Raw genomic sequence first — 26,616 nt, 5'->3', positions numbered from 1 at the left:
AATGTTATTAAACTGACCTATTTCTTTTGATAAATCCTGTTTGAAGACAGGATTTTTTTATTTTTAGAGAAGAAATATTTTAGTTATATGACTCACAAAATTTAAAATAAGTGCCAATAACATATAAAATATGACTTGTGTTCTGTGAAACGATTTGAAAAAATTCATTGAAAATAAATCGAAGAAATATTACTTATGTCCGACTCTGTTCCTACTCGCCCTACGTGGTTGAAACCTCTTTTACCTCGAAATCCGCACGAGTCGCATCGTGTGGCGACATCGCTTGAACTCTTATTTGATTTGATTTTTGTGGTCGCTATTGCAACAGCAGGTGTGCAACTGCATCACAGTATGATTGAAAACCATTTAAGTACAGGACTTGTGCATTATTTGATGGTGTTTTTTGCTTTGTGGTGGGCATGGATGAACTTTAGTTGGTTTGCCTCTGCCTATGACAATGATGATGCTTTTTACCGAGTTATGACCTTTGTACAGATTATTGGTTCATTGGTGATTGCTGCGGGCATTCCCATGGCATTTCAAAAAGATGACTTCGATGTAATTGTCGCGGGTTATGTGATTATGCGGCTTGGTTTGGTTGTTCAATGGCTTCGAGTGGCAGCAAGTGATTTAGAACGTAGAAAAACTGCAATACGCTATGTGATTGGTATTGTTATTGTACAACTTGCATGGCTATTGTTTCATTTTGCCCCAATTGATTTAACTTTATTTATTTTTGCTGGATTAGTGTGTGCTGAGTTGAGTGTGCCACTTTGGGCGGAAGCTGCGAGTAGAACACCATGGCATCCGCATCATATTGCAGAGCGCTATTCACTTTTGACCATCATTGTATTAGGTGAATCGATTGTGGGCTGTTATAGCGCAATTGCCGATGCACTACAAAGTCAGCTACTGAGTATTGAGTTAATTTTCTTAATGGTTGGTGGCTTGATTATAATGTTTACCATGTGGTGGGCATATTTTGATAATGAAGTGGGCGATACTTTAACTACCCGAAAACGTGTGTTTTCTTGGGGGTATGGACATTTCTTTATTTTTATTAGTATTGCCATGATTGGGGCAAGTCTTGCAGCAGCTGTTGATGTTGCGACTCATCAAGCACATATTTCAGATCAAATGGCGGGGTGGCTCGTGGCAATTCCATTGGTCATTTATACGGGAAGTTTGTGGGCACTGCATGAAGCACATACGCTTAATGGCATGAAAAAATGGTTCTATCCATTAACAACAATAATTGTGCTGTGTATTCCTATATTTTCTCCTGACATTGGTTATAGCGTTTTCGCCATTGGTGTCGTGTATGCTTTACGTCTATTCTTAACAAAAACTTATTTAATTAAACGATTCTAATAGGCAGATTGTATGGGATTTCATGATTTTTACCGACTGAGTTCTCATGCGGTCATTTGTAATACAGTGGGTCAGATTTTATTGCTGAAAGCTACTTATGCTGAGCATGCATGGGGCTTGCCTGGTGGTGGTTTGGACATGGGGGAAACCATTCATGATGCATTGTTTCGTGAATGCTATGAAGAATTAGGTTGTGAGATTGAACTTGATTATTTATCGGGTGTTTATTTTCACAGTGCGGTGACTTCACATGCTTTTATTTTCAAATGCCACTTCAAGGAAAATACAGAAATTAAACTCAGTGTAGAACATTCCGAATATCGTTGGTTTAATGTTGATGAGTTGTCCGAAATACAACGCATACGTGTTGAAGATTGTTTAAAATTTCAAGGTCAAGTTGTTAGCCGAGCATTTTAAGATTATGGATGATAAGAGTATGGATCATCAAAAAATAGCGCATTAAAAAGGACAGAAAATGAAAAATACTAAGATGAAAGATGATATTAAAAGTCATTTAAAAACAATTTTATTGATCTGCTCGAGCTTCGCTAGCACAAGTATATTTGCTGAAATTAAAGGGATTTCATTTAGCCATGGTGATTGGGAGCTTGCTTGTGACAATACCGGAACATGCCGAGCAGCGGGATATCACACAGATGAAAATAGCTTTGAAAATATGGTCAGCGTTTTATTGACTCGAAAAGCAGGTACAAATACACCTGTAAAAGCTGAATTTACTATGATGGTTGGTGATGAAAAAGCGATCATTCCTAAGCAATATATTTTAAAAATTAATGGTCAATCTTATGGCAAAGTTTCAAATCAGGAAGAGAACTCAACAACTTTAACACCTCAACAAGTTCAAGCTTTATTGAAAAGTGCAACGCAAAACAGCGAAATTATTTTGGATGCAGGAAAAAATAGTTTGATTCTTTCAGACAGTGGTATGAGTGCTGTTTTGCTGAAAATGGATGAGTTTCAAAAGCGAGTAGGGACATCATCAGCCCTGATTAAAAAGGGAAATCGAGCAAATGAAAATGTATTACAGCCTGAAGCAATCCCTGTTGTCACAGTGCAACCCGCTATAAAAGGTAAAATGATTGAATATAAATCACCTCATCTAGAGGTGGAACGTATACAGAATATTTTAAAACCTACGACCACCGAGGAAGATTGTTATATTCTTTTTAATGAACAGGATGCTGATGTTCGTCAGGTTATTGTGACCCCTTTGACGAAAGATAAAAGTCTAGTCAGAAGCCCGTGTTGGAGTGGGGCTTATAATTTTGGTTCAGGTGCTTGGGTAATGGATCACAAACTAACAAAAGTGTATCAAATGGTGAGTAACTCGATTAGCGATGGTGATTCAGTTATGTTGAATGCTTCGCATAAAGGGCGTGGCTTGGGCGATTGTTGGTCATCGGAGGAATGGGTCTGGAATGGACAAAAATTTATTCAAAGCTATGAAGCTGCAAATTTACAATGTAAAGGATTCCCTGGTGGTGCATGGACGATGCCCACCAAAATTTCCAATATAAAAGAATCAGCTCGATAATTTTTTGCTTTTTTGAAGCCAAAAGATGATTTAAATGGCTTAAATAGAGCGAGTCATTGATTTAAAATGATTTAATCTGGATTTTTCAGCTTTTCAATGAGTTCATCAATTTTTTTGGCACGTTTCACTTCATTCCATAGCAGTTTTGCTTCAGGATAATGCTTCGACATCATACCAATCCACTGTTTATAACGCCCAACCATATTGATTTCTTTTTTATAAGGCCCACTAAGGAAACGGATTTGTAATTTGAGTAACTCGTCCCAAGTCAGTAAGGCTTCATCAGTATTTTGACGAATACATTGGGTTAAATCGGGTGTAGTGACTGCACCACGTCCAATCATTAAATCTTCACAGCCCGATTCAAGTTGACATTGTTTGGCATCAGTATTTGTCCAAATTTCACCATTAGCAATGACATTAATTTTGAGTGTTTCTTTGATCGGTTGTAACACATCCCAAAATGCAGGTGGTGTATAACCATCTGCTTTGGTGCGTGCATGTACAGTTACCCATGAAGCACCAGCATCTTCAATCGCATGAGCATTTTCCATGGTGAAATTTCTGTCCATATAGCCGAGGCGCATTTTTGCAGAAACAGGAATGTGTGCAGGAATCGCATCACGAACCGCTTTGACCAACTCATAAACTACTTCGGGTTCATCAAGGAGTACCGAACCCCCACGATGACGATTCACTGTTTTTGCAGGGCAGCCAAAATTCATATCAATGACAGGTGCGCCCAACTCAACTGCTCGAATTGCGTTAGCAGCGAGCATTTCAGGATCATTTCCTAAAAATTGCACATGTACAGGTGTGCCTGATGCCGTTTTTCCGCTATTGAGGAGTTCAGGGCAGTAGTGATGATAAACATGATCCGGTAATACCGAGTTGGTAATACGAATAAACTCAGTCACACACCAGTCAAAGCTACCTACAGACGTGAGTACATCACGCATGATTGGGTCGGTTAAGCCTTCCATAGGTGCAAGGATGAGTTTCAATGTCGTTACCTGATCTATCAATTTGAACAGGAGCGTTATACGTTTTTTTTGTGAGGATGTCTAGGTGATGTACTTTTGAATAAAATAAAGTTATTGAATATAAATAGTTTATGTATTAATTGAATGCATTATTTAGATTGTACAATAAAGCTTTTAATAATTTTTTCTGACTGCTTTTGAATCAATTGCCAATCTTTTAAATGTACTCTTTTAAAATGAGCATTTAAAAGTACCTTTATTTCAGGTTCCATAACCCATTGCATATAACATGTTCTTGCTAGTGCAACGTCTGTATTAGAACAGCGTATTAATGTGGTTACTTTGCCCTGTTCATAAAGCGATAATCCTTATTAATTTTAAGGGTAATAACATAGGTTTTATTTTTCTAAAGTTCTAAAATAAATATAAAATATCTTATACGAGATTGATTGGTTTTATTGAATCATTTCAATTCATTCAAATAAATTAAAAAAGCCTAATTGATTAAAACTAGGCTTTGGGATGGTTTTTCACTTTTTAAATTTTTGTTTGCATCAGCGGTTTAAAATCATTTCCAAAACAAATTTAGAACCAATAAAACCCACGGCCAATAAGAAAAATCCAATAATGGTAAAACGAATCGCTTTTTGACCACGCCAACCAAACTTATAGCGACCAATCAGCAATGCGCCATATACAAACCAAGACACAATACTAAATGCTGTTTTATGGGCAAGATGTTGAGCAAAGAAATTATCAATGGTGAAAAAGCCAAAACCAAGAGCGAGAGTAAGCAGAGTAAAGCCTGTCATCAACATATCAAATAATAAAGATTCCATGGCTTGAAATGAAGGTAAAAAACTCACCCAAATACGTTTTTTTTGTTTTTTCTTTAATTCACGATTTTGTAACCACAATACCACCGCATGAATAGTTGCCATGAGTAGAACGGCATAGGCAGATAACGACAAAATAATATGAATGTCTAAGCCTAAGGAATGCTGTTCAATGAACTGATGAGGTTTACTAAAACAAAAACCTAAAATCAGTCCAAAGCCTGCAACAGGAATTCCTAACAAGTTGAGCGATAAGACGGGACGATAGGTGCTATAAAGTAGACTGAGCAGTAGCATGAGCCCTGCTGTAAAAGACATTAGATTGAAAACATCATAGTTAATGCCTTGTGGCGTAACCATGTCAATATAAAGTACACTTGCATGTAGAATCAGTCCCAAACTTGACACGATCCCGATAAACCAAGGGTTATAAGCACGTTTTGACATTAAATGCATCACCAAATACCAAAATACAGAGGTATAGGCAATTAATGCTAAAATCGTATAAACCAAGGGTAGGCTAATCATGTCAAACCTTTTTCAGGATGATGAATAATCATGTTATAAGATATAAATTCCATGTGAACTACAGTATCCTATAGCATCTTATGCATAAAAGTTCTATTTTTCAGAAGATTTTTTGCAACAACTATTTTAAGCGGATTTCGCAATGTTTGATACCTTAACAGAACGACTCACGCAGAGTCTAAGAAATGTTACCGGCTCAGGACAACTGACTGAAGACAATATTAAAGACACGTTACGTGAAGTGCGTATGGCACTACTTGAAGCCGATGTGGCTTTGCCTGTAACCCGTGAGTTTATCGCGAAAGTTAAGGAAGAAGCATTGGGTCAAGAAGTGATGACACAGCTGTCTCCAGGACAAGCTTTTGTCAAAATTGTCTATGACGAACTCACCAAAATGATGGGTGCGGCAAATGAAACCCTAGATTTGGCTGCTAAGCCACCTGTAGTCATTTTGCTTGCAGGTCTACAAGGTGCAGGTAAAACCACTACAGCTGCTAAACTTGCGCGTTTCTTAAAAGATCGCCAAAAGAAAAAAGTTGCAATGGTTTCTGCAGATGTTTACCGCCCAGCGGCAATTAAACAACTACAAACCGTTGCTGCTGAAGTGGGTGCTGATTTTATTGAATCAGATGCTTCGGAAGATCCAATCAAAATTGCGCAACGTGCGATTGGTCAGGCAAAAATTAACTTTAATGATGTCTTGATTGTCGATACTGCAGGTCGTTTGCATATTGATGCAGATATGATGGATGAGATCAAAGCATTACACGCAGCGATTGGTCCAACCGAAACACTATTTGTTGTCGATGCGATGACAGGTCAGGATGCTGCAAATACTGCAAAAGCATTCAATGATGCACTGCCTTTAACAGGCGTGATCTTGACTAAAACTGATGGTGATGCCCGTGGTGGTGCTGCACTTTCAGTTCGTGCAATTACAGGTAAACCAATCAAATTCTTAGGTATGGGTGAAAAACTCGATGCCTTAGAGCCATTCCATCCTGAGCGTGTTGCACAACGAATCTTGGGTATGGGTGATGTCCTTTCTTTAGTCGAAGAAGTTGAACGTAAAATCGACAAAGAAAAAGCTGAAAAAATGGCGAAAAAATTGCAAAAAGGCGGAAGCTTCAATTTTGAAGATATGCTGATGCAGTTTGAACAAATGAATAACATGGGTGGCATGATGGGCTTCTTAGATAAGTTGCCTGGCATGAGCAATTCAGGAATTCAAGATGCAATTGCACAAGCAAACCCTGAAAAGCAAGTGAAAAAAATGGAAGCGATTATCCAGTCGATGACCATTAAAGAGCGCCGTAATCCTGATTTGATGAATCCAAGTCGTAAAAAACGTATCGCTGCGGGTTGTGGTATGGAAGTTGTTGAGGTGAATAAGCTCATTAAACAACATGCGCAAATGGCAAAAATGATGAAAAAATTTGCCAATCCATCGGGCATGGCGAAAATGTTGAAATCACTTGGCGGTATGCAAAAGCAATTTGGTGGTGGCGGTGGTATGGGACCCTTATTTGGTAACAATGAACCGAAGAAATAAAGGTTAAACTTTTAAAATCAAAAACATAAAAGGTGATATTTATCACCTTTTTGTTTATAAAAATAATACAAATTAAAAGAATTATTAAATTATAATAAACTTAAGTAAATAATTATTAGAAGAATGCTTATGAAAGTTTTTATTATACATGGGTATCAATCTTCACCTGAGCAACATTGGTTTCCATGGTTAGCAACAAAAATTGAGCAAATGGGAAGTCAATGTGAGATTGTTCATTTGCAAGGCAGTGATCAGCCTGATTTTGCCACATGGCGTCAAAATTTGGAGGCACAAGTCCATCCTTTAAATGAGCAAACCATTATTGTTGCGCATAGTTTAGGGTGTATTAGCGTACTAGATTATCTCTCTGAAGCACTTAATGGTCGTTTAATTAAAGCGATATTTATGGTCGCAGGTTTTAATGAAAAGCTGACAGCTTTGCCTGAATTGAATCAGTTTGTTCAACAAGCCAAACTCAATGATGCATTACTCAGATTTAGAATTCAGCAACGTTATTCATTATTTTCCTGTAATGATCCATTCGTTCCTGCACCATTGAGTATTCGTTTTGGTCAATTATTAAATGCACAAATGATTGAAGTGAAAAAAGCAGGTCACTTTATGCAAAGTGATGGTCTTAGCGAGTTCCCACAGCTCTGGGAAAAGTTAGAAAAACTATTGGTCGAACAGTCGGTTACTCAAGTAGTGACTATATAGAAATAGAAAATCGCATTTTTTTAAAAATTGAGATTTTATTGAAATCGAAATTGAGGATGTTAAAGCATCCTCAATTTTTATTTATTTGATAAGGTTACACGTTAAATGCTACTTGATAACTTTAAAATCATGTTGCATGTTCAATATAGAAACGTAAACCTTTGAGTAGTAAGTCTTCTTCAACTTGTGGTTCAAACTCTTCAAGAAAACGTGCAAATAAAGGTGCATCACCACCTGTAAGTATAAGTTTACGTGGTGACTGTTGCATAACTTGGCGAATAGTACTGAGTAAGCCAAGAAAAATACCGTGATGAACTGCATCAATGGTATTGCGTCCTGGAGTGAGTTCATCAAAGGCAACGTCAGGAATTTTAATGCCTTTAGTATTTTGAATAAGTGAGTCTCGTTGTAAATACAAATTTGGCAAAATATATCCACCCAAATGTTGTAAACCTTGTGTTAAATCAATCGTTAGTGCAGTCCCACAACTAATAACACATAAGTCTTGTTCAACATTAGCGACAGCCAATACTTGAAGCCAACGGTCAATACCGAGTTGTTCAACATGATCATAGCCGCATTTTAAACCCGCATATTCGGCATGTACTTTTGCAAAGGTCATGGGAATATCGAGTAGGTTTAAAATCTGTAAAATACGTTCATTATTCTTTTGATCTTGGACTGACGAAATGCCAACACAATCAATCTCACTATTTTTAAAATGTTGAATCAAACCTAACAAGAGATCAGCAGGAGATTGCAGATGTAATTCTGCGCCATGCTCAATAACATGTTGCTCTAATGTTTCGAGATCGGTCGTGGTAATCCAATATTTTAGACGTGTATTGCCAATATCAAGCCATAAGTTTTTCATGGAAGTGTTGATCGTCCTACTAATTTTTAATGTTGATCTATTTAACCGATTTTAGACGTAAACGTCCTTGATAATAGCTTTGTAATCCTTGTTCATTTTCAATTTGAATTGCTCCATCTCGATCAATGCCTTTAAAAACACCTTGAATAGTATCTTTTGTTTGTTCAAATTCAACCGTTTGTCCCATAAATGCTGCGACATTATTGAAGCGAGCTGCAAGGTTGTAGCAGCCATGATCAAACCATTGTCCCGCTTGCAAAATGGCTAAATATACGTCACTGATCATTTGAATACGGTTGGGAAATTGCACACCCAATTGCACGACAGAAGTTGCTTGTTGTGATAGTTGTTCAGGTGGTACAGGCAATAAGTTGATCCCGACACCAACAATGGCTTCATGTGCTGATAATGGTTCAACGAGTATCCCTCCCCATTTTCCTTGTGGGCTATACAGGTCATTGGGCCATTTAACTTGGAGATTTGGCAGGGTTTTTAAACTTGAAATTTGTAGAATATTTAATGCAATTTCAAGTGCAAGGCGTCCATCAAGGGGTGTTTTGGTTTTCAGCAATGTGCTTAAATAAATATTCCCGATGGGAGAGACCCATTCTCGTTGATGTTGCCCCCGTCCCTGACTTTGTTGTTCACTACACACAAGGATGCGATTTGCGCCTTGTGCAAGCTCACGGACATCATCATTGGTCGATGTTGTATTGTGTTTAAGTAAAAGAATTTCAGGTAGTTGCTGAGCATCTGTTAAAAGCTGTCGAAGATGACGAGTCTCTAAATCCATATTGAATCTGAGAAGAAAGGAAAGTAGTGATGGAGTTAATCATATATTTGGTCATTGGTGCAATTGCAGGATTTGCCGCAGGACTATTTGGTGTTGGTGGTGGTTTGATTATTGTCCCAATTTTATATGTGGTTTTTACTCAAATGGGTTATGACCCAACGGTTGTGATGCATATGGCATTGGGAACATCATTGGCAACAATTATTGTGACATCACTAAGTTCAGTTTCAGCGCATCATAAAAAAGGTGCGGTTATGTGGCATGTGGTTAAAAACCTTGCACCAGGTTTAGTTCTAGGCTCATTTTTAGGTGCAGGTATTGCCGATGTTTTGTCGGGTGGTAATTTGCAATTGATCATTGGTGTATTTGCTTTATGGGTGGCATTTAAAATGTTTAAGGGCGCTAATGTTCAAGTAGATGTGTCTAAACACTTACCGCCTGTACCAATGCAAATGCTTGCAGGTGGTGGTATTGGAGTAGCATCGGCAATTTTTGGTATTGGTGGGGGAAGTTTGACAGTGCCATATTTAAATAAATATGGCGTAGTGATGCAAAAAGCGGTAGCGACTTCGGCAGCATGTGGTTTGCCGATTGCTATTGCAGGGGCAATTGGTTTTATGATTTTTGGATCACATGGTCAAGTTGAAATTAAAAATGCGATTGGTTATGTGCATATTTATGCCTTTATTGGTATTAGTGTTATGAGTTTTATTACAGCAAAACTCGGTGCAAAAGTGGCACATCAATTATCACCTGCAATGTTGAAAAAATGCTTTGCAGGTTTGCTGGTTTTAGTCGGAACTTACTTTGTATTTCAGGGCATTAAAATATTTTTTTAAATTGGCTGATAGCTAAAGTTTTAGATCAATGACACTATTGTTCACAACAGGATTGGCTTAAAATCTTAAAAATTGTCTAACAATGACATGGAAATGCAAAGTCTGAATCAGTTATATAAGGAAGATAATGATTCAGACTTAATCTAAATAAAACTAATAAAACAGGATTTATATGCATTTGGATGATGTAGATAGCCTATCGGAACAAATCGCAAGGCATATAAGCGAGCAAATCATCAGTGGTGAATTGGTGGAGGGTGAGCGCATACAAGAGTTACGCATTGCAAAAGAACTTGATGTCAGTCGAGGTTCGGTGCGTGAGGCTTTATTGTTGCTTGAACGCACGCATCTGATTGAAATTTTCCCACGTCGTGGCGCAATTGTGTCAGAAATGTCAGCACAGCAAGTGAGAGCGTTATTTGATACTTGTGCACTTCTATTGGGTCAGATTGTTCATAAAATGAGTGAGACGTGGCGAAGCCATGAAGCTGAAGCGCTACAGCATTTATTAAATGATTTAATTGAGCATGTAAAACAGGGCAATACTGAAAAGTTTTATGATGGTATTTTTCATTTTTTGTCTGAACAAAATGATATGGTTGGCAACTCTTATTTGATGAAATTTTATAAGGAACTGTTGCCTTCTTTACGTCGTAGCTATTTTTTAACCTTAAATACTTCAAGACGAGAGCTACAAGAAGCGTTAGAATTGTTCCGCTTGGTGATTGATGCGATTTTAATCCGAAAATCACAACAAGCTACTTTATTTATGGATGATTTTTGCCGACACTTACGCAACTTAGTGTTGGAATCGCTGACACGAATGAAACAAATCGAACTTGCTTGGGCGCGGAGATCACGTCGCTAAGTAACGTGAGTAAGTAATTAGGACATTATGCGTTTAAGCAGCTTAAAATTGTCTGGCTTTAAATCTTTTGCCGACAGCACGACATTACAATTCAAAGAGAACCGTACTGCGGTAGTGGGACCTAATGGCTGTGGTAAATCCAATGTGATTGATGCCATTCGTTGGGTCATGGGTGAATCAAGCGCACGTCAGTTACGTGGCGGAACTATGCAAGATGTCATTTTTACAGGAACGGCAAAACGTAAACCTGTTGGTATGGCAAGTGTAGAACTACGCTTTGAAAATACCTATGGCAAGCTCGGAGGGGCGTATAATGCCTATAGTGAATTGGCTGTACGCCGTCAGGTCAACCGTGATGGAAAATCTGAATACTTTCTTAATGGGACGAAGTGCCGTCGCCGTGATATTACCGATATTTTCTTAGGGACAGGCTTAGGTCCTCGTTCCTATGCCATTATTGAGCAGGGTATGATTAACCGCTTGGTTGATGCTAAGCCTGAAGAAATGCGGGTATATATTGAGGAAGCTGCAGGCGTATCACGTTATCAGGCGCGTCGCCGTGAAACTTTACAACATTTAGAGCATACGACACAGAATCTTGAGCGTTTAGAAGATATTGCCTCTGAATTGAAAGGACAGTTAAAAACACTCAAGCGTCAATCTGAAAATGCGGTTCAATACAAAACACTTGAAAATGAAGTTCGAACTTTAAAAATAGAAATTTTATCTTTCCAATGTGAACAAAGTAGCCGTTTACAAGAAGAATATACCGTTCAAATGAATGAACTTGGTGAACATTTCAAACTCGTGCGCTCGGACATGACTACACTTGAGCATGATTTGACATCGACAAGTGAATTATTTCAACGTCTGATTCAACAATCGACACCTTTGCAAAATGAATGGCAACATGCGGAAAAGAAACTCGCTGAATTAAAAATGATGCTTGAGCAAAAACAAGCATTGTTGAATCAAAATACTGAATCTTTAGCAAAGCTCGAAACACAAAAAATTCAAACCAAAGAACGTATTCAGCTCATTGAATTACAGCTCGATACCTTACAGGCACAGTTAGATGAATATGCTAAAAACTTACAAAGTGCCGAAGCTGACAGTCAACAGCGTGTGCAAGTCTTTGCTGATTTAAAAGCGCAACAACTACAAACGCAACAACAATATGAACTGATTAAAATTCAGGTTGAAAAACAGCAACAGCAAAAAGCTCAGATGCAAGCGCAAATGGAGCAACTGAGTAAAAATGTTCAACGTATAGAGCAGCAAAAAGACACCTTAAAAGCTCAAGCTGAACAGGTAAAAAAGCAGTTTATGACGGAGGATTTGAGTCAACTTGAACAAGATCAATCCAAAGCTCAGTGTGAAATTGTACAGTTAGAGCAAAACCTTGCTCTAACAAAAACTCGTATTGAGCAAACGCAAGAACACGTCAATCTACAAAAAGTACAAATTTCAGCACTAAAGTCTGAAATTCAAGTGTTACAGTCTGAGCAGAAAAATCTCAATCAGCTGATGGCGAAAAGTTCAGTTAAAACATCAGAAAATGCTCTACAACTCATGCACGTTTTAAAACTCAATGAGCAGGGTAAAGCACAAGCGAGTTTGGTTGAAAAGTTCCTTGCAAAATGGCTGTCTGCAGACATTGTTGATACAAATTCTGATTTTCAAGACAGTCTTGCTCGTCAGTTAAAAAGCTCAATTTCAAAGGATAAAATCCAAATCAATGGATTATCTTGTTTAGCAGATTGGATTGAATCACCTCAATATTCATTGTGGAATCAGGTAGCGATTGCTGAAAACTTAACGCAGGCGTTGAGTTTTCAAAAACAATTAACCGTTGGGCAGAGTCTTCTGACACTCGATGGTTATCATGTCGGTCAAGATTGGGTCATTGGCTTATTCTTCGATGAATCCAGTCAAGCCGCACAAGGCGCATTGAGTCATCGTATTCGTTTAGAAGAAATTGAGCTTGCGCTTATAACTTTATTACCTCAATTGAGTGATGCTGAAGTAGTATTACCTTCAATACAACATCAGTTGGCTGAATTACAGAAGCAGATCCAAGCAGATCAAACAGCTTTAAAAACACAGCAAAATATTCAACAGCAAGTAAATGTGCAAATCGCTAAACAACAAAGTGCAACGCAGGCATTTGAATTGCAAAAAGTTCAGCTCAATAGTCAGTTACAACAACTTGATGAGCAACTTGAAGAAGATGCCATGCAGAAAGATGATCTTGAAATTGATCTACATTCATTGAGCATGAAGCTAGAACAGCATTTACCTGAATATAAAACTTTGCAATATAAGCTTGACGAGCTTAATGAACAGGTTGAAGAACAACAGCAACAATTACAGCATAAACAGCAAGATGTGGAAGCATCAAGGCGTATGGCTGAGCAAAATAAGCAACAGATTGAATTGCTTGATAAAGATTTGAATTTTTCTAAAGTGAGCTATCAGCAGATTGTGCAGCAAATGGAACAGGCTCATCAATTTGTTGATCCGATTCAACTCGAGTTGCCAAGCCTAGAGCGTCAGTATGCTGAGCAAGCTGAGCAAGCGGAAAAGTTGCAAAAAACTTGGGCAGATTGGCAAGTTGAATTGAATAATGTTCAGTCAAAACAGCAACAGTTAACCGAATTGCGTCTGTTACATCAACAAAATGATGAGCAACTACGTACTCAACTCGAAGCAAAGCGCTTAGCATGGCAGTCAGCGAAGTCTGATTTACAGCATTATTCTGATCAGCTCAAAGAGATGAATGCTGAGATGAAATCAGGATTGATCATTGATTTACCTACGCATCAACAAAACTTTGAAAAAGCTCAGCGTCAGTTTGAAAAATTGGGTGCGGTCAATTTGGCGGCTTCGGAAGAGTATGGGGAAGTGTCAAAGCGTTTTGATGAATTGATGCATCAAATTCAAGATTTAGAAAATACAGTGGAGCAACTGAGAGATGCCATGAAGAGTATTGATCAGGAAACTCGTAAATTATTTATGACCACGTTTGATCAGGTCAATGCAGAATTACAAAATCTGTTTCCAAAAGTCTTTAATGGTGGTGAAGCAACATTAAGTCTTGAAGATGATTGGCAATCGGGTGTACGTTTAATGGCTCGTCCACCGGGCAAGAAAAATAGTTCATTGGCATTGCTGTCGGGCGGTGAAAAGGCATTGACGGCATTGGCATTGGTTTTTGCAATTTTCCGTTTAAATCCTGCACCATTTTGTGTGCTTGATGAAGTTGATGCGCCACTTGATGATGCGAACGTTGGGCGTTTTTGTAATCTTGTAAAAGAATTGTCGGAGCAGGTGCAATTCATTTACATTACACATAATAAAGTTGCTATGACCATGGCAACTGATTTATTGGGTGTGACGATGCCTGAACCGGGCACATCAAAACTCGTCACAGTGAATTTGGAAGAGGCAAGAGAGTACGGTTTAGCCGCGGAGTCCTAGTATGGAAATCACAACAATTATTGGCATTGTCCTTGCGGTTATTATCTGCCTTGTGGGTTTGATTATGATATTGCGTAAGTCAGATGATGCAGCGCCATCGCTTGATTCAGCATTGCATATTAATGAAGACAGCAATCAGCCAGTCATTCCACGCCATGTACGTGATCAGTTGCGTAGCTCGGCAGAAACAGAACGTGTCGAGCCAAATTTAACGATACTTGAAGATGTTGATGTTAACGCATCTTCAACTGAAAAAGCTCAACCAAAACCGACTGAGGCAAAGCAAACTGAAGTAAAGCCAACTGAAACAGTGACTGCAGAAGTGACTGAAGAAAATATCACAGCACATATTGATCAAGCGGATGATACAACTAAGCTGAAAATTGAAAAGGTTGAGCCAACACTTGATTTACAGACGGCTTCTGTTGTGGAAAAAACTGAAACGTCCAATCAAGAAGATATAACAAAAACTGATACGGCGACATCAACATATATGACGAAACCGCAAGTTGAAGCCATTGAAGCATTCACACCGAATACACAGGTTGAAACTGTAAAAATTCAAGAATTTGAAGATGAAAGCAGTATTCTTGATGTGCATTTGAGTGAGCAACAACGCCAAGACGATCAAAGTATTTTGGCAAATGCTGAGAGAATTATTGGCTTAAATGTTTATCCTGATCCACGTCGTGCCTTGTCGGGTGATAAAACCCTGAAAGTAATGATGAAATATGGTTTACGCTTTGGTGAAATGAAGTGTTTTCACCGCTATGAAGACCCTGAAAATGAAAGTTCATTGATGTTTTCAGTATTACGTATTATTGACTCAACACCAGCCGGCTTTGATTTAGAGGCCTTGTCTATGGAACAGGTGCAAGGTTTGGCATTCTTCCTTGCTTTGCCACATCCTGATGTGCAAAAAGGTTTTGATACCATGGTGAGCATTGCAGGTTTAATTGCTCGTGAGATTGATGGGACGGTATATGATGAAAATAATCTGGAATTTACCCCACAGTTAAAAGAACACTGGCGTCATCAAGCCATTGATTTTCGTTCAGGACAAGCGGTCTGATCATCAGATCAAATGCTGATATTATTTTGAGACTGATTTAAAATGAAATGGGCGGAATTATCCGCCCATTTATTATGGTAAAAGAGTTTTGGTGAAAGAATTTATGGAAAAAAATGCGATCGTCGCTCAAATGCGTCAATTGATTCAAGTCCTTGCACAACATAATCATGAGTATTATGTGATGGATCAACCGAGCATAGAAGACAGTGAGTATGATCAGCTCTTTCATCAACTTAAAAGTCTAGAACAACAATATCCAGATCTGATACAACCCGATTCGCCTGTTAGTCGTGTAGGCGGAAAGCCATTATCAAAGTTTGAAAATATTACCCATACTGTGCCCATGCTGTCTTTGGGTAATGTCTTTAATCAAGATGAGTTGTTTGCTTTTGCGCGTCGTATAGAAGAGCGTTTGCCGAATCAAAAAATTGAATATGATGTGGAACTTAAATTTGATGGTTTAGCGATTTCACTGTGGTACGAAAACGGTATATTGATTCGTGGCGTGACCCGTGGTGATGGTGAAACAGGGGAAGTAATTACACAAAATGTGAAAACAATTCGTAATTTACCGAAAGTTTTAAGTTCTGAAACAATAGAAATTCCGACATTGCTTGAAGTGCGTGGCGAAGTACTAATGCCAAAAGCAGGTTTTGAAAAACTGAATGCTGAAAATGAAGCGAAAGGTGAAAAGACCTTTGCAAATCCACGTAATGCAGCAGCAGGTAGCCTACGTCAGCTTGATCCTAATGTTGCAGCCTCACGTCCTTTAGCCTTCTATGCCTATGGTATTGCACAATGTGAACCACCTCATGGGCAAAATACCATGTCTGAAAGTTTGGAGTGGTTAACGCAGTTCGGTTTTGCGGTGGGTGAGCGTCATTTTGTTTGTCAATCTATTGAAGAAGTTCAAGAAAAGTATGAGCAAATCAACCAAGAACGTCCACATTTATTGGTTGAAATTGATGGTATGGTCGTTAAAGTCAACGACTTGAAACAACAGCAACAATTGGGTTTTTTAAGTCGCGAGCCACGTTGGGCAACGGCTTATAAATTCCCTGCTGTAGCCGCTTTAACCACAGTCGACAATATTGATTGGCAAGTGGGGCGTACAGGAACATTAACGCCTGTTGCACGTTTAAATCCTGTTGCTGTGGGTGGTGTTACTGTTTCTAACGTAACTTTACATAACATTGGTGAAATTCACCGTTTAGATGTCCGTGTCGGCGATACAGTCAGTGTTTACCGCAGTGGTGATGTGATTCCGAAAGTGGAAAAAGTTTGGCTAGAGTTTCGTCCGAATGATACGGTTGAAGTGCATTTACCTGAAAACTGTCCTGTTTGTGCTTCGCCTGTCGTAATGCCTGAAGGTGAAGCTTTAGCACGTTGTTCGGGTGGATTGTATTGTTCAGCACAGCGTATTGAGGCGATTCGCCATTTTGTTTCACGTAAAGCGATGGATATTGAAGGTTTGGGAGATCGATGGGCGGAATCATTATTACATTTAGATTTACTCAATGATGTGGCAGATATTTATCATTTACATGAGCATCGTGAAAAATTATTGACCATTGAGAAAATGGGCGAGAAGTCGGTTCAAAACTTGATTGATTCGATTGAAAACAGTAAAAAAACGACACTAGCTTCTTTTATTTATGCGCTTGGAATTCGTGGTGTTGGTGAAACTACAGCACGTATGTTAGCTAATACTTTTCAAACTTTGGAGGCTCTTCGTCAAGCGGATTTAGAAGCCTTAAAGAAAACACCTGATGTTGGTGATATTACGGCTGAATGGATTGTGGACTTTTTTCAAGCACCACATAACCTTGAAGTGGTAGATCGCTTACTTGCAGCAGGAATTCATTGGGATGCACCTGTCGCACCGAGCCGTCAGCCACTAAATGGTGAGAGTTGGGTAGTCACAGGCACACTCAGTACCATGGGACGTGATGAAGCAACTCAATTGCTCCAAGCCTTGGGTGCACGTGTTAGTGGTAGTGTGTCGAGTAAAACTAAATGTGTTGTTGCAGGTGAAAAAGCAGGCTCAAAATTAGAGAAGGCTGAAAAATTGAATATTCCTGTTTTAAATGAACAGCAATTTTTAGAATTCTTACAACAATTTTCTGCATAATTGATTTACTTGAATATGTAGACTATTGATCATAAAAAACCACTGTTTAACAGTGGTTTTTTATTGGGTTTCATTCAAGGATTATTTGGAAGTTATTTGAGAAAAATAAACCTCTTCACCAAACCATCATTGATCATTTGTTGGAAATGTTCAACCAAACTCACTTCAATGTCGCGATAGGTCATACCTAATTCTTTTCGACTTTTATTGGCATTAAAGAATATAGGATAACCCATATTTTTATCGACAAATGCACGGCTAAAACCAATTATGGGGCCAAAGGCTTTAAACGCAATTTTTGGCAATTGATTACGTGGAAATGGATAAGCATTGCCAAAATTTTTGCGTAGAATTCCACCCATTTCCATGAGGCTGAGTGACCCCCCACTAATGATGTAGCGCCCCGAAGCTGTGGTACTCAATGCAGCAGCAATATGGGCATCAGCAACATCACGAACATCAACAATACCATTCCACATGGCAGGTACGCCCGCAAGCGTCATGCCATTGGCAAACTGTTGTAAAACTTCAACGCTTCCTGACTGTGTACCAGCTGTAAGTGAAGGGCCAAGTACAAGCGCAGGGTTAATACAGATTAAATCCCAACGATCTTGAGCTTTTGCCATGTCCCAGGCTTTACGTTCAGCCATGACTTTTGAATAAGGATAAGGCTGATGTGTTGTTGAACTAGTCGTATTCCAATGTGATTCATCAAAAATATTTTGTGAAGTTTGTAAAATATCAACCGCATCACCATAAGTTGAAGCAATACTAGACGTCACGATCACACGCTTCACCGACGCCGTTTGATTGACACTATTCAGCACATTTTCAGTGCCTATAATGGCAGGTTCAATAATGTCTTTGATTGCATCTTTATAATTGGTCACGACAAAAGGCGAAGCCATATGTAAGACAATTTCACAGCCTTGCATTGCGGTATCAAAAGAGCCTTCAGTAAGTAAATTTGCCTCAAAAAATTTGAGCGTGCCAGAGGTTTGAGCTGCAATTTTTTCTAAATGTTGATAGCTCGTTTTTTTTGCCAAGCTACGAACCGTTCCATGTACCGTGAAACCTTGTTCGAGTAATTTTTGAATCACCCAACTTGCAATATAACCTGTCGCACCTGTAACCAAAATGGGTGCAGTGGTGTTTCCCTCTGACATGATATGTTCCTTTTATTCTAAGTGGTGAAGCTCAAAGTGATTAAGATCAAATATATAAAGATCATCGTACTTTATGATCATGTAAATTCTAACATTAACGCATGTGAGAACGTATGCGTTTAAAGTGAATAAATTATGTCGTTGTAGTCAGCTATTTTAATGCTGAATAAGAAGCATTGTGAATAGTTACAAAAATGAATCAATATGAATTTTTTAAAAATAAATAGAGTTAACGGTTCGAAGATTTCGCAAAGGTTTATTTTATATATGGAAAATAGCTAATTCATACTGCAAATGCGTATGTTTCTCATTTTAATTTTATAAAAATCATAAACTTACAAATTTATTGTTTTGCAATATCGATCAAAATTGTACATAATGCTGAAAAAGGGTATGGAGTATTTGAAATGCGTGGCAATCCAGAAGTTGTAGATTATCTAAATATGTTGATCGGTGGTGAACTGGCTGCTCGTGATCAATATTTAATTCATTCTCGTATGTATGAAGATTGGGGTTTATCTAAAATCTTTGAACGTATTGACCACGAAAGTCAGGAAGAAGGTGCGCACGCAGATGCATTGATTCGCCGTGTGTTGTTTCTTGAAGGAACGCCAAATATGGATCGTGATGGTATTGAAGTTGGTACAGATGTTGTGAGCTGTTTAAAAGCAGATCTTGCACTTGAATATCATGTCCGTGAAAAATTGGCGCAGGGTGTCAAATTGTGTGAAGAAAAGGCAGATTACATTACTCGTGATATGCTTCGTCAGCAAATGTCTGATACAGAAGAAGATCATACTTATTGGCTTGAAAAGCAAATGCGTTTGATCGAGTTAATTGGTTTGCAAAATTATATTCAGTCACAAATGTAAGTTGTGTTGAATTTAAAAAAGCTCAGATAAATCTGAGTTTTTTTATGTCTAAATTTTTAACTCAAATGTGAATATCAGTCTAAGTTATAAAATAAAAAAAGCCTAGCAGTAATACTAGGCGGGAAAACTGAAAATACTAAAATCTATTCAGTCAGTGTTCAAAAATTAATGATAACCATGTAATTGGCGATATAGACCTGGCGTTACACCAGTCCATTTTTTAAATGCGCGGTGGAAGGTACTAGTTTCACTAAAGCCAACCTGTTGTGCAACATCTTCAAGAGTTAGATCAGGATTGAGCAATAAGTGAATGGCTGCATCACGGCGTAAAGCATCTTTCACACCTTGATAACTCTTACCTTCAGCGGCTAAACGACGACGCAAGGTTTGTGGTGATAAATACAGCATCGAGGCTACATCATTCAATGTTGGCATTTCTTCACCAATTTGACTTTTCAATACTTCACGAATACGTGAGGTCAATGAATTGGTATTTTTGAATTTCACCAATAATTGTGCAGGTGCTGCTTTTAAGAATTCTTCCAAACTTGCTTCATTTTGACGAATCGGCAAATCAAGGTAGTCAGCAGCAAAGGTGATTTCAGTGCGTGGCATATCGAACTGCATGACGGGTGCAAAGAAGAGTGCATCGTACTCATCGGCATGATTTGGACGTGGATAGCCAAAATGTACACGCTCAAGTGGAATACGGCGTTCAATGAGCCAAGAGGCTAAACCGTGCCAAATCATGAGCATACTTTCAGTAATAAAATGATCTGGATCTAATGTTTTTGGAATGAGTGGAACTAGGCGAGCCTCGTGTTTGTCACGCTCGACAGATACTGACCATTCATCGCCAAATAATTTGTAAAATTGTGATGAAAGCTCTAAGGCTTCGCCCAAAGTTTTAGCATGGATAATCAGCTGACACATAATGGCGAAAGAGCCAAGTCGACGGGGTTGAATATCAAACCCAACGTGCTCATCCTGAGTCACCATCCACAGCATTTTAATGAAACGGGTATATTGTTCAGGAGAAATACGTGCTTTAGGCTGACGAAGGAGTTCAGCTTCAATTCCGACGTGCGAAAGTAAAGTTTCGACATCCATGCCAAGGCGTTTAACCCCGGTCAGTGCCGCATTGACAAAATGGATACTGATCGTATCACGACTCATGTTAAATCCTTCAGTCTCTTTGATGTTCACGTATACCTGACCTAAATGACGCTAAAAAAAATATAAATAGCAATTTACAACAGCGTAAATCTACTTTTTACATAATAAATTGCCGAAATGATCAAGGTAAATGGCTGAACATGACATTGTTATGTTAGTTTTATATTTCTAATATGACATAAAAATCAACCTTAAATTGGTAAAAATAATATGACAGCTGCTTTGAAAGGATTGAAAGTACTCGACTTTTCTACATTATTGCCGGGTCCATTTGCGACCATGTATCTTGCAGACTTGGGTGCAGAAGTGATCCATATCGAGTCACCGACTCGTCCTGACTTGGTTCGTTTACTGCCGCCCTACGCCAATGGGCAGGCAACTTCACACAGTTATTTAAATCGTAATAAGCAATCGATTGCACTCGACTTAAAAGATCCTAAAAGTATTGAATTGATTAAACAGAAAATTTCGGAATATGACATTGTCGTTGAACAATTTCGTCCGGGTGTCATGCAACGTCTAGGCTTGGATTATCATACTTTGGCGGAAATTAACCCTAAATTGATTTACTGCTCGATTACAGGTTACGGGCAAAGTGGTCACTATAAAGATAAAGCAGGGCATGACATTAACTACATTTCACTGTCAGGGATCGCAGGGCACAGTGGTCGTCAAGACAGTGGTCCGCCACCAATGGGCATCCAAATTGCCGATGTTGCAGGTGGTTCATTACATGCAGTCATTGGCATTATGGCGGCAGTTATTGAACGTCAAACCAGTGGTCTAGGACAGTATGTAGACATTTCTATGACAGATTGTGTTGTGAGCATGAATAACATGGCAGCTTCAGCAAGTCTTGCAGGAGGACAACATCAGCAAGTGGAAGGTGAACATTTAAATGGTGGTACATTCTACGATTATTATGAAACTATTGATGGTCGATATATCTCAATTGGAAGTTTAGAACCGCAGTTTATGAGTGGTTTAGCGACTGCACTAGAATTGCCAATTTTGCTCGAAAAAGGAGCTTCGTTTGATACTGAAGATCGTAAAATTGTGAAGAAAGCACTACGAGAAAAAATAAAATCGGAGTCGTTTGATGTTTGGAAATCGTTATTTGCCCAACTTGATGTTTGTGTAGAACCTGTCTTAAAACTTGAAGAAGCATTGGATTCAGCTTTGGCGAGAGAGCGAGAATGGGTCGTGAATGTGCCCTTAACTAGAGAGAGTGATGCGACTGAACCACAGTTGGCATTGCCAATTAAATTTTCACGTTCAAAAAGTCGTTACGACTTTATTGGTCAGCCATTAGGTGCAGGTGAATGGTAATACTCTTTTATTACCTAGTGTGAAAAGTGATAAATAAATGGAAAGTCGGCATTCGTCGACTTATTTATTTAGATAAAAATACAACTTGAGCGTTATTGAATTGATAAATATATTGATATTTTGGTCTATTTTATGAATTAAATTGTTTATATACCTTTGTTTTTAATGTGGTTTGGCTTTGAATTTTATGTACAAATATTGCACTTTTTGTGGAAAATAGGTCATAATTAAATCATCGACTAAAGTCTATATTTAAACAGTGACCACGGATGGAAAGGTTGGAATGGATTTAATACAAAGCAATGGTCAACCTCGTTATGGACGTTTTGAGCAGATTCCAACATCAATTGATGTGAATCGCTATGAATACAAAACGCCGTATGGAAAAACGCTTAAAGGATGGCGTAAACAGTTAAAATATAAAAAATTTAAATTTTGTGGTATTCAACATGCAGAATATACCATTGGCGTGGCTATTGCAGATATTGGTTGGGCAGGGCATGGGTTTATTTATGTCTATAATCATGAAACCCAAGAAGTACTTGAGTGGAATGCCAATACGATTTTAGGTCGAGGTACAACGGTTGATGAGCAACCACTTTTTAGTCAAAGTCACTTTTTAAAATCGCCATTCGAACTTGAAATGCAACATGCCAATGGTGTGCGTTATATCACTGTAAAAAAGCATGGTGAAGTACAACTGAAAGCTCGAATTTTCTGTGCAGGGATATCACCGCTAAGTTTATGTAGTCCAAATGGTATTAATGGTTGGACGTATACACAGAAAAAAACCACATTGGCTGTGGAAGGTTTTTTTATTAATAAGAAGAAACAAAATATTGAATTTAATGAAAAGAGCTTTGCTTCATTAGATGATACTTGTGGTTTTTTACGACCTGAAACAGCATGGTTTTGGTTATCATGTAATTTTTGGGATGCCAATGGTCAGCGTGTCGGACTGAATTTGGCGTCAGGGGTAAACGAAAGTTTTGGTAATGAAAACTGCTTATGGGTCAATGGTGCTTTGTATGCTGTTGCAGATGTATTATTTGTAAAACAAGATAATCAACATTGGACAATCACTTCGCTCGATCAAAAACTAAACTTAACCATTGAAACAGGATGGCGCCGTTTTGAGAGTTTAAATCTACGTTTGGTTGGTAGTCAATTTAGTCAATGGCAGTCGCGAGTGAGTGGGACAATTCAAACTGAACAAGGTGAAATAATTCATTTAAATCGTGAATATGGTTTACTCGAACAACACTATGCAAAATGGTGAGTCAATAAGATGATCTATGTAAATCTACCAATCATTTTTGAAGAATATTAAATAAAACATGTAAAAAAAGGCGAATGTTATTTACATTCGCCTTTTTTTACATCCGTCATTTTAGAATGAGCTCAAGTCATTTCTGCCATTATAAAGCCGCTTGCCAAAAAGCCTCACCAGCGGCAATAGGATCATCGGTTTCAGCCAAAGCATCAATCCACGTTTGGTATTGGCGAATGACAGGATGTTGACTCGGATGAAAGTCTGCTTTAAACCAATCTTTATAAGATGAGCTCATTGCGCTGAGCGTACCTTTTTGACCAAAGAACCATGGCAAACCTTGGATTGCAAATTTGGCACGTTCTAAGCGATTAAAGCCATCATGCTTGAGCATGACATTGGCACGGTAAAATGTGAAACCAAACATTTGGATGGTGATAAAAGTCAGTGCAAATTTACGTAAACGTTCAGAAACTTCTCCAACCTCTTGCATGACATCAAAAGCCACATCACGATGCTCCATTTCTTCAATCGCATGCCAAGCAAAAAGCGCACGAACATAAGGATGGACATCTATAAGCGTTTCTTTCTTACTATAAAATGTTTCCGCCATCAGTGCTGTCAAATGTTCTGCGGCAGCGGTCATAGCAATGTTGTATTGCTTTGAGCGATTTTTAATTAGATAAGAAAATCGATCATCCATAAATTTTACAAAGTCATCGACAGGCATCCCTTGCTTTTTCATTTCATTATTCATACGGTCATGGGCAAGACCGTGTTGCGCTTCTTGTTGAATAAAATCGGTGACTTTTTGTTGTAATTCATCATCTGTTATGCGGTCACGTAAGGCACGAACACTTTGAATAAAATAACGCTCACCGACAGGGAAAGTCAGACTTAAAGCATCAAACATACGCGTGCGGAATGGGTCTCCCCCAAACCAAAAGCGAGGAATTTGATCGAGTTTGAAGTCGAGGTTCTTACGCACGACAGGATCAACTTGATGTTGAAGATAAGCATTCATGATTCTTTCCTATTTTTATATTTTTCAGTTTGATCAACTTGATGCAAATGACCAATTAATTACTTAAACCTGCTTGCCAAAATGCTTCACCTGCTGCAATCGGATCGTTGGTTTTTGCTAAAGTGTCAATCCAAACTTGATACTGTGCAATGATTGGGTGCTGACTTGGGTGGAACGTTGGCTTATACCAATCCATATAGGCAGAGCGCATACGTGTCAGCATGCCTTTTTTCCCGACAAACCACGGTAAGCCTGTATACGCCATTTTTAAGCGCTCCATGGGTGTAAACCCATCGGCGCGTAACATGACATTGGCACGGTAAGAAGTAAATCCAAGCATCGCAATTGTGGTCAGTGCGAGGCTAAATTTACGAATATGTTCAGGGACTTCACCAACTTGTTGCATAACATCAAAAGCCACATCACGATGTTCCATTTCTTCAATAGAATGCCATGCAAGTAGAGCACGGACATAGGGATGAGCATCTGCAAGTGTTTCTTGATGACTATAAAAAGTATCTGCCATGAGTGCTGTAAGATGCTCTGCTGCAGCGGTCATAGCAATATTGTATTGTGGAGAACGGTTCTTAATTTCGGACTTAAATAAACGGGTTAAAAAGCTGATGAATTGATCAATGGGCATACCTTGATTACGCATAACCTGATTCATTTTTTCATGTGCCATACCGTGTTGCGCTTCTTGGCGAATAAAATCGGCAACACGTTGTTGTAAATCTGGATCTTGAATCTTGTTGCGGAACAGGCGTACAGATTCAATGAAATAACGTTCACCATCTGGGAAGGTTAAGCTGAGTGCGTCAAACATACGAGTGCGAAATGGATCTCCGCCAAACCAAAAGCGAGGAATTTCATCGAGTTTAAAGTCGAGCTGGGTGCGAACTACAGGTTCAGCTTGATATTTCACTAATGCATTCATTTTATTTTACTGGCATAGCTAGAATGATTTCAGTATGTCGGGCTTTTACAATTTTGTTTTGACAGTGTCTGCTATTTTTTATACATTTTACGACAGAATGAAAATTGAACATGTCAAAATAACATTATTGTATGAGTGTTGGTGTATGCAGGACTTACATATTCCCAATGGGTATTTCCATCTTTGGCAATTGTATTTGTTAGAGCAGGGTATAGATGCGCTGAACGCAGATTTTTTACACGATGATCATGAAAATTTACAACGGATTTTGAACCTACCCATAGATGCTCAATCACCGTATTTATTTTTTCATCAATTGATTGAGAAAACACGAATTATATTGAATCGTCCAAATATCGTCTTTGATATGGCAGAGCATGTACGACCTGAACATTTTGGAGTTTTGGGCTATATGGCTTCACGTAGTACTACGGTTGCCGAGGCATTACAAAATATATTACGTTTCAGTCGCTTAGTGATAGATGGTGATCACATCATTCCGATGAAAATGCATCATTATGGACATAATGTGCATATGGTTTGGCCATTTCATCATGAAAAATACATATTACTCAATGAGTTGACCACAGCATTGATGATGTATTTAGCAAGAAAAATAGTGCCTGAAGATCAGTTTCCTTTACGCAGTGTACATTTTGCTCATCCGCCACAAATGGCAATGTATCATTATCAAAAATTTTATGCTTGTGAAGTATTGTTTCATCAAAGTGAATACTGTTTTGTTTTAGATTTAGATGGATTAAACCTGAAAATTCAACAAGCTGATCCACCACTTATGCAAATGTTAGTGCGCCAAGCCGAAGAGGCAATTGCCTCAAAGCCACGTTATGAAACTATTGCCGAACAGTTGCATTTGATTGTGGAAGAGTATTTACGCTTAGAAGAGCAAGCACCGAAAATTGAACAAATCAGTCAAGAGTTGCATATTTCAAGTCGAACACTACAACGACAACTGTCCGACTTGGGTACATCATTTAAAAAAATTATTGAATATGAACGTATGAATCGTTGTGAGCAATTGTTGCAAGATCAGCGACATTTGACCGATATTGCGATGAAGTTGGGTTATTCAGATCAATCTGCATTAGCGAGAGCTTATAAGGCCTATAGTGGACAGACTTTATTGCAGAAAAAACAACAGTTGAAAAATGCCATTAATAGTGGCTAATACTATTGAAAAATAATTCATTAAAATTGCTAGGTTGAAATAAAAAGGTGACCC

At 38.5% G+C, this 26,616-nt stretch carries 22 protein-coding genes; 14 read left to right on the top strand and 8 right to left on the bottom strand.

Annotated features, from left to right (window positions below; translation table 11 throughout):
• Window positions 1–195: 195 nt before the first annotated feature.
• Genes FW754_RS12990 through FW754_RS12980 form a run of 3 tightly spaced genes read left to right on the top strand, consistent with a single transcriptional unit; the run spans window position 196 to window position 2,926 of the window.
• On the top strand, window positions 196–1,371 hold the full coding sequence (locus FW754_RS12990; protein ID WP_446324869.1) for a low temperature requirement protein A: 1,176 nt from the start codon (window positions 196–198) through the stop codon (window positions 1,369–1,371).
• A 12-nt stretch (window positions 1,372–1,383) separates the two neighbouring features.
• On the top strand, window positions 1,384–1,788 hold the full coding sequence (locus tag FW754_RS12985) for an NUDIX hydrolase (RefSeq protein WP_419346423.1): 405 nt from the start codon (window positions 1,384–1,386) through the stop codon (window positions 1,786–1,788).
• Between the two features lie 58 nt (window positions 1,789–1,846).
• Window positions 1,847–2,926 carry a DUF1176 domain-containing protein gene (locus tag FW754_RS12980; RefSeq protein WP_446324868.1) on the top strand — a complete coding sequence of 360 codons (1,080 nt, stop codon included), beginning with the start codon at window positions 1,847–1,849 and terminating at the stop codon, window positions 2,924–2,926.
• A 71-nt stretch (window positions 2,927–2,997) separates the two neighbouring features.
• Here FW754_RS12980 and FW754_RS12975 read toward each other — a convergent pair whose 3' ends face one another.
• On the bottom strand, window positions 2,998–3,930 hold the full coding sequence (locus FW754_RS12975; RefSeq protein WP_446324867.1) for a tRNA dihydrouridine synthase: 933 nt from the start codon (window positions 3,928–3,930) through the stop codon (window positions 2,998–3,000).
• A 533-nt stretch (window positions 3,931–4,463) separates the two neighbouring features.
• Entirely contained in the window at window positions 4,464–5,273 is an 810-nt protein-coding gene (locus FW754_RS12970) for a cytochrome C assembly family protein (protein ID WP_409510893.1), read from the bottom strand.
• 142 nt (window positions 5,274–5,415) lie between these two features.
• On the opposite strand from FW754_RS12970, the gene ffh reads away from it, so the two are divergent.
• Together ffh and FW754_RS12960 are read left to right on the top strand one after the other, a co-directional pair.
• The gene (gene ffh, locus FW754_RS12965) at window positions 5,416–6,825 is read left to right on the top strand and encodes a signal recognition particle protein (protein ID WP_409510894.1); all 1,410 of its coding nucleotides are present in this window, start codon (window positions 5,416–5,418) and stop codon (window positions 6,823–6,825) included.
• Between the two features lie 129 nt (window positions 6,826–6,954).
• Window positions 6,955–7,542 carry an RBBP9/YdeN family alpha/beta hydrolase gene (locus tag FW754_RS12960; protein WP_409510895.1) on the top strand — a complete coding sequence of 196 codons (588 nt, stop codon included), beginning with the start codon at window positions 6,955–6,957 and terminating at the stop codon, window positions 7,540–7,542.
• A 127-nt stretch (window positions 7,543–7,669) separates the two neighbouring features.
• On the opposite strand, the gene FW754_RS12955 is transcribed toward FW754_RS12960, so the two are convergent.
• Together FW754_RS12955 and FW754_RS12950 are read right to left on the bottom strand one after the other, a co-directional pair.
• Window positions 7,670–8,416 carry a type III pantothenate kinase gene (locus tag FW754_RS12955; protein WP_409510896.1) on the bottom strand — a complete coding sequence of 249 codons (747 nt, stop codon included), beginning with the start codon at window positions 8,414–8,416 and terminating at the stop codon, window positions 7,670–7,672.
• Between the two features lie 37 nt (window positions 8,417–8,453).
• Window positions 8,454–9,209, bottom strand: a complete 756-nt coding sequence (locus tag FW754_RS12950) for a biotin--[acetyl-CoA-carboxylase] ligase (RefSeq protein ID WP_446324866.1) — start codon at window positions 9,207–9,209, stop codon at window positions 8,454–8,456.
• 29 nt (window positions 9,210–9,238) lie between these two features.
• Between FW754_RS12950 and FW754_RS12945 the strand changes: the two genes are divergently transcribed.
• The 5 genes from FW754_RS12945 to ligA all read left to right on the top strand — a co-directional run bounded on the left by FW754_RS12945 (window position 9,239) and on the right by ligA (window position 17,599).
• On the top strand, window positions 9,239–10,048 hold the full coding sequence (locus FW754_RS12945) for a sulfite exporter TauE/SafE family protein (RefSeq protein WP_446324865.1): 810 nt from the start codon (window positions 9,239–9,241) through the stop codon (window positions 10,046–10,048).
• A 172-nt stretch (window positions 10,049–10,220) separates the two neighbouring features.
• Entirely contained in the window at window positions 10,221–10,916 is a 696-nt protein-coding gene (locus FW754_RS12940) for a GntR family transcriptional regulator (protein WP_409510899.1), read from the top strand.
• Between the two features lie 27 nt (window positions 10,917–10,943).
• Entirely contained in the window at window positions 10,944–14,396 is a 3,453-nt protein-coding gene (gene smc, locus FW754_RS12935) for a chromosome segregation protein SMC (protein WP_446324864.1), read from the top strand.
• A gap of 1 nt (window position 14,397) precedes the next feature.
• Complete coding sequence (locus FW754_RS12930; RefSeq protein WP_446324863.1) at window positions 14,398–15,468, top strand: cell division protein ZipA C-terminal FtsZ-binding domain-containing protein; 1,071 nt, start codon at window positions 14,398–14,400, stop codon at window positions 15,466–15,468.
• A 103-nt stretch (window positions 15,469–15,571) separates the two neighbouring features.
• Window positions 15,572–17,599 (top strand): NAD-dependent DNA ligase LigA, encoded by a 2,028-nt coding sequence (gene ligA / locus FW754_RS12925; RefSeq protein WP_419346433.1) that lies wholly within the window; start codon window positions 15,572–15,574, stop codon window positions 17,597–17,599.
• A 92-nt stretch (window positions 17,600–17,691) separates the two neighbouring features.
• Here the strand turns inward: ligA and FW754_RS12920 are convergent, their stop codons facing one another.
• A complete protein-coding gene (locus tag FW754_RS12920) occupies window positions 17,692–18,765 on the bottom strand; it encodes an SDR family oxidoreductase (protein ID WP_409510903.1) in 1,074 nt (357 codons plus the stop codon).
• Window positions 18,766–19,172: 407 nt separating this feature from the next.
• On the opposite strand from FW754_RS12920, the gene ftn reads away from it, so the two are divergent.
• A complete protein-coding gene (ftn, locus tag FW754_RS12915) occupies window positions 19,173–19,637 on the top strand; it encodes a heteropolymeric bacterioferritin subunit Ftn (protein ID WP_409510904.1) in 465 nt (154 codons plus the stop codon).
• A 165-nt stretch (window positions 19,638–19,802) separates the two neighbouring features.
• Here the strand turns inward: ftn and FW754_RS12910 are convergent, their stop codons facing one another.
• Window positions 19,803–20,813: an AraC family transcriptional regulator gene (locus FW754_RS12910; RefSeq protein ID WP_409510905.1), complete on the bottom strand. Its 1,011-nt coding sequence runs from the start codon at window positions 20,811–20,813 to the stop codon at window positions 19,803–19,805.
• Window positions 20,814–21,023: 210 nt separating this feature from the next.
• Between FW754_RS12910 and FW754_RS12905 the strand changes: the two genes are divergently transcribed.
• Window positions 21,024–22,142, top strand: a complete 1,119-nt coding sequence (locus FW754_RS12905; RefSeq protein ID WP_419346436.1) for a CaiB/BaiF CoA transferase family protein — start codon at window positions 21,024–21,026, stop codon at window positions 22,140–22,142.
• 283 nt (window positions 22,143–22,425) lie between these two features.
• Window positions 22,426–23,421, top strand: a complete 996-nt coding sequence (locus FW754_RS12900) for a DUF2804 domain-containing protein (RefSeq protein WP_409510907.1) — start codon at window positions 22,426–22,428, stop codon at window positions 23,419–23,421.
• A gap of 139 nt (window positions 23,422–23,560) precedes the next feature.
• Here FW754_RS12900 and FW754_RS12895 read toward each other — a convergent pair whose 3' ends face one another.
• Together FW754_RS12895 and FW754_RS12890 are read right to left on the bottom strand one after the other, a co-directional pair.
• A complete protein-coding gene (locus FW754_RS12895; protein WP_419346440.1) occupies window positions 23,561–24,436 on the bottom strand; it encodes a metal-dependent hydrolase in 876 nt (291 codons plus the stop codon).
• Between the two features lie 55 nt (window positions 24,437–24,491).
• Window positions 24,492–25,373 carry a metal-dependent hydrolase gene (locus tag FW754_RS12890; RefSeq protein ID WP_446324862.1) on the bottom strand — a complete coding sequence of 294 codons (882 nt, stop codon included), beginning with the start codon at window positions 25,371–25,373 and terminating at the stop codon, window positions 24,492–24,494.
• Window positions 25,374–25,518: 145 nt separating this feature from the next.
• Between FW754_RS12890 and FW754_RS12885 the strand changes: the two genes are divergently transcribed.
• Window positions 25,519–26,562, top strand: a complete 1,044-nt coding sequence (locus tag FW754_RS12885) for an AraC family transcriptional regulator ligand-binding domain-containing protein (protein ID WP_446324861.1) — start codon at window positions 25,519–25,521, stop codon at window positions 26,560–26,562.
• The last annotated feature ends 54 nt before the right edge of the window (window positions 26,563–26,616 follow it).

The sequence above is a fragment of the Acinetobacter sp. 1207_04 genome, from assembly GCF_052850415.1.
The sequence above is the reverse complement of the archived record's forward strand: the minus strand, read 5'-3'. Positions and strand labels throughout refer to the sequence as shown.